The organism is Streptomyces flavofungini, from assembly GCF_041028215.1.
Taxonomy (GTDB): Bacteria; Actinomycetota; Actinomycetes; order Streptomycetales; family Streptomycetaceae; genus Streptomyces; species Streptomyces flavofungini_B.
Window position 1 is genome coordinate 1 of sequence record NZ_JASKYR010000682.1, and the last position, 4,532, is coordinate 4,532.

General features: G+C 75.2%; 4 protein-coding genes. All 4 read right to left on the reverse strand.

The window, feature by feature from the left end; genetic code table 11:
* Positions 1 to 143: 143 nt before the first annotated feature.
* A complete protein-coding gene (locus AB8Z36_RS32435; protein WP_369216964.1) occupies positions 144 to 1,007 on the reverse strand; it encodes a phytanoyl-CoA dioxygenase family protein in 864 nt (287 codons plus the stop codon).
* Between the two features lie 36 nt (positions 1,008 to 1,043).
* Positions 1,044 to 2,162 carry a hypothetical protein gene (locus tag AB8Z36_RS32440; protein WP_369216965.1) on the reverse strand — a complete coding sequence of 373 codons (1,119 nt, stop codon included), beginning with the start codon at positions 2,160 to 2,162 and terminating at the stop codon, positions 1,044 to 1,046.
* A gap of 7 nt (positions 2,163 to 2,169) precedes the next feature.
* A complete protein-coding gene (locus AB8Z36_RS32445) occupies positions 2,170 to 3,360 on the reverse strand; it encodes a hypothetical protein (RefSeq protein ID WP_369216966.1) in 1,191 nt (396 codons plus the stop codon).
* A partial coding sequence (locus tag AB8Z36_RS32450; RefSeq protein WP_369216967.1) for a DegT/DnrJ/EryC1/StrS family aminotransferase occupies positions 3,357 to 4,532 on the reverse strand: 1,176 nt, incomplete at its 5' end. The genes AB8Z36_RS32450 and AB8Z36_RS32445, both read right to left, overlap by 4 nt.

Consider the following 4,532-nt stretch of genomic DNA (forward strand, 5'->3'; position numbering starts at 1 on the left):
GGGTGAGCGGGTCACGCGCCGTCAGCCGCCGACCAGGGGCGCAGCCGGGGTGAGTCGGGTGTGTCGCCGGAGCGTACGAACCGGGCGTCGACGGAGAGCCGCATCGCGTCCGTGGTGGTGTCCAGGGACGCGTGGATGATGGGTCACGCGCCGTCATCCGCCGACCAGGGGCGCAGCCAGCGGGAGTCGGGTGTGTCGCCGGAGCGTACGAACCGGGCGTCGACGGAGAGCCGCATCGCGTCCGTGGTGGTGTCCAGGGACGCGTGGATGATGCGGGGCAGGTGCACCATGACGTCGCCCGCCGCGAAGTCCGCCCACAGCCAGCGGCGGCCCAGGGTCTTCGCCGTCAGCTCCAGGTCGTGGCAGATCTGGCGGCGGTCGGCGGGGCGGTCGGTGATGTCGCGCAGCGGCGCGTACTCCTCGGGCGGCAGTCGGTGCGAGCCCTCCAGGTACACCAGCGCCCCCGTACGCGGCGGGCAGTCGCCCACCGGGATCCAGAAGGTGACGACCTGGGGCGAGCCCTCGTCCATGTAGTCGAAGTCGACGTGCGCGCGGGAGGCCCGCCGGGTGCCCCGGTGGAAGTGGCGGAGTATGCGGCGGGGCAGCATGCGCACCGGCGCGGCAAGGAGCCGGGAGGCGAGCGAGGCCAGGACGGGGTCGCTCACGAACGCGTCGAAGGCGGCCGAGCGGACGAAGGCGTACGCGGGATGCCCCGCCACCCCGTACTCCGGGACGCCCTCCGGCACGCGGCCCGAGAACACCCCGTCCTCCGGGGTGCTGCCCGGAGCGAGCAGCCCCGGCGGGAAGAGGGAGAAGTAGCGTCCGCGCAGCCGCAGCACCTCGGCCCGGTCGAGCAGCCCCGGCAGGTACAAGTAGCCGTCCGCGTGCAGCCGTTCGCGCGGCGCGGCGGGGTCGACGTCCGGTGCCAGCAGGTCGGCGCTGGGACGCAGCGGGGCGAACAGCTCCGGCGTGAAGGGTATGGACACGCCGTTCGACGACAGGTTCACGGTGTCTGTCCTTTGGTCAGTGGACGTCGGTGGGCGTCAGTAGACGCCTTCCACTGCCCCGGCGGCGGCTTCGCCGTCCTCCTGGAAAGGGCGCACCGCGGCGACGCCGTCCCACGGGAACCAGGGGTGCGGCCCGGTTCTGACGGCGCTGTCGCGTTCCAGGAGGTTGGGCAGGAAGAGGTCTTCGAGGAGCGTGGTGGCGCGCACCCGGCCGCGCTGTCCGACGGCGACCTCGCGCCAGGGGTCGGCGGGGTCGACGACCGTCAGGACCGCGAAGGGCGGCGGCAGATGGTAGGAGTGCCCGGTGCCGCCGGGCACCTCGGGGGCACCGGGCACCGCGTCGGCCTGGAGCGCGTGCCCGACCAGGGTGTTCCCGTAGGTGTCGATCCACTGCACGCCCGTCAGATGCTCCTCGCGCAGGAACTCCGCCTCGGCGGCGGTGCACGAGGTGCCGCCCGTGCACACCGCCCGGATGCCGTAGGTGTGCAGCGGGCGCGGGAGGCGCATCGCCAGTTCCAGGAGCAGCCGGGAGGTGGTGAAGAGCAGCGAAGGGCGCTCGGCGGCGAGCAGGGCGAGCGTCTGGTCGATGAGGTGCGCGGTGTAGGCGTCCGCCTCACCGCCCGCGCGCAGCGCCGCCTTCACCCAGCGCGGGTCGAAGTCGATGGCGTGCACGGCGCCGTGCCAGCTGTCGGCGAGGCCCTCCACGAAGTGCCCGTAGGCGTGCGGCCCGCCCGGCGTCATCGCCAGCACATCGCCCCCGGCCACCCCGCGCGCCTCAAGGACCGTGCGGTAGATCTCCACGTCGTAGGCGAGCCGGGTGACGTTGACGATCCGGCAGGGCGCTCCGGTGGTGCCGCCGGTCTCGAAGACGCGGAAGGGGCGGTCGTGGTAGCCGCGGGGGCGCAGGTCGCGGGCGTGGGCGGCGCGCAGCTCCGCCTTGTCGAAGAGGCCGAAGAGTTCGAGGGCGGCGAATCCGTCGACGTCCTTGACCGGGTCGAAGCCGAGCGAGGAGCGCCGGGCGGCCCAGAAGGGGCTCGCCGTCTCCGGCTCGAAGTGCCAGCGCATCATGCGCCGCGTCCAGGTGTCGAGGTCGACGCCCAGCTCCGGCACGCGCTCGCGCAGCCGGTCGGGCAGCGTGCCGAAGACGGTCGTCATGCGGGCCTCACTTCGCTGGGCGGTACACGAACAGGGAGTCGGCGGTGATGGCCCGTACGGCGTCGGGCGTGGCGGCGAGGACGGCGGCGAACGGGAAGGGGACCTCGTGGCCGACCAGGGGGTGCCCCGCGTCGCCGTCGGCGAGGTGCACGAGGCGGGGCAGGACGCAGGGCGCCCCGTCGATCCCGGTGACCGGCTCCCGGCGGGTGAGCAGCCGGTCGCCGGGGCGTGAGCGGTCGTCGATCGAGCGCAGGGCGCGGTACGCCGTATCCGGCTCGCGGAAGACGGTGAGCGGCCAGGCGGATGCGCCCGGACCGGCGGGCACGGCGTCGAGGGCGGCGGCGAGCGCGGACGCGAGCGCCTCGCTCTGCGGGCGGGTCGCGCAGAGGACGGTGCGTACGTTGGAGCAGAACCGCCCGGAGTCGGCCGCGACGAGCGGAAGCAGCCAGGCCACGGCCTCGTCGGTGGGCATGCTGTCGGGCACCAGGGCGCAGCCGCGGCCGGGGCCGTGCAGGGTGAGCGCGGGGGAGTGGCGGACGGACGCGGCGAGGCCCGCGCCGCCGTAGACGATCTGCCGGTCGGTGCGCTTCACCAGGCCGTGCAGGGCGTGCTGTTCGCCCGGGTAGAGGCCGACGCGGGCCGGGGGCCAGCCCGCGGCGAGGAGGGCGGCGATGAGACGGGCGGCGGACAGCGGCTCGCGGCGGCTCGGGCGCACCCAGACGCCCGCCGAGCGTTCGGCCTGCTCCAGCACGGAGTCCAGGCAGGTGAAGGTGTTGCCGGGGAGCGCGACGAGGGCGAGGGCGTCGTCGACGGCCGGGGTCTCGCCCCGCTTCAGCACGCCGTCCCTGAGCATCCCGCACCAGCGGTCCACCAGCGGCTCGGGCAGCCCGGCCGTCTCCCACAGCGCCGCGCGGAAGGCGGCGGGGCCCTGCTCGCCGAGGCCGCCGATATGGAGGGTGCCCCGGTCGAACAGCTCCACCGCCCTGAGCAGCAGCGCGCGCCGTCCGGTGAGCGGGGGCAGCGCGTCGCGCGCCTCGTCCCAGCGGCGGCGGTCGGCGTGGGCGACGATCTCCGGTACGAGCGCGAGGCTGTACGGGGCGCCCGGCGGGCCCGGCAGCGCGGCGGTGTCCAGGGACGCGCGCCACTCACCCGCGCGGAAGGCGTGCAGGACGGCGGGGCCCGCGGCGTCCGCCGTCACGAGAGCTCGTCGCGCAGCGCGTCGACCACCCGTACCTGCTCGGCCTCGGTGAGGGACGGGTACAGCGGCAGGGCGATGTGGTGGCGGGCGAACCAGCGGCCCCGTTCGTACGGCCCTCCAGGGGACGCGGACGCCGATGTCCCGTCGTCCGTGCCGCCGCCGAAGTAGGGGTGGTCGCAGAGCAGATGGTCGTAGACCTCACCGGCGAGGGACACGCCGTGCCGCTCCCGCAGGCGCTTCTTCAGAAGGGCCCGGTCCAGGGGGCCCTCGGGGTCCACGTACGCCAGGTATTTGTAGTAGTTGCCGCCCGCTCCGGCGGGCAGGGCGTGCGGGCGGAGGCCGGGGACGTCGGCGAGCAGCGCGTCGTAGCGGACGCCGAGGGCGCGCCGGAGCGCCAGGGTGTGCTCGAAGCGCTCCAGGTCCACCGTGCCGACGGCGGCGTGCAGTTCGCTCAGCCGCCAGTTGGACCCCGGCCGGTCGTGCAGTGTCGAGCCCTGGGCGCTCTTGCCGTGGTCGCGCCAGCGCCGCACCTGCTCCAGGTCGTCCGGCAGCGCGGCGCTGAGCAGCCCGCCCTCGCCGCTGACGGCGACCTTGGTGGGGAAGAAGGAGAAGGCGCCGAAGCGGCCGAAGCCGCCCGCGGGGCGTCCGTCGAGCGTGGCGCCGAAGGCGTGCGCGGCGTCCTCCACGACGGGGACGGAGCGCTCGCGGCAGAGCGCGACGACCTCGTCGAGCGAGGGCGCGACGATGCCGCCGATGTGCACCGGGAGCACGGCGGCGGTGTCGGGGTGCCGGTCCAGAGCGTCGCGCAGGGCGTCGGGGTCCATGCCGAGTCCGGCGAGTTCGATGTCGACGAAGCGCACGTCCGCCCCGGCGCGCACGGCGGCGGCGGCCGTGGCGAAGAAGGTGTTGACCGGCACGAGCACCGTGCGGCCCGCCACGCCGATGACGCGCAGGGCGATCTCCAGGGCCGCCGACCCGGACGCCACGGCGGCCGTCCCGGTGCCGGTCCAGGTCCGCGCGAGTTCCTCGAAGCGGGCCACCTGCGGGCCCTGGGTGAGGTGGCCGGTGGCGAGCGCGGAGTCGACCCGGTCGAGCACCGCGCGCCGTTCGGCCACCTCGAAGCGGATGCGCTGGGCGGGTACGGCGCCCGGCGGGGCGGGCGGGTTCTTGAG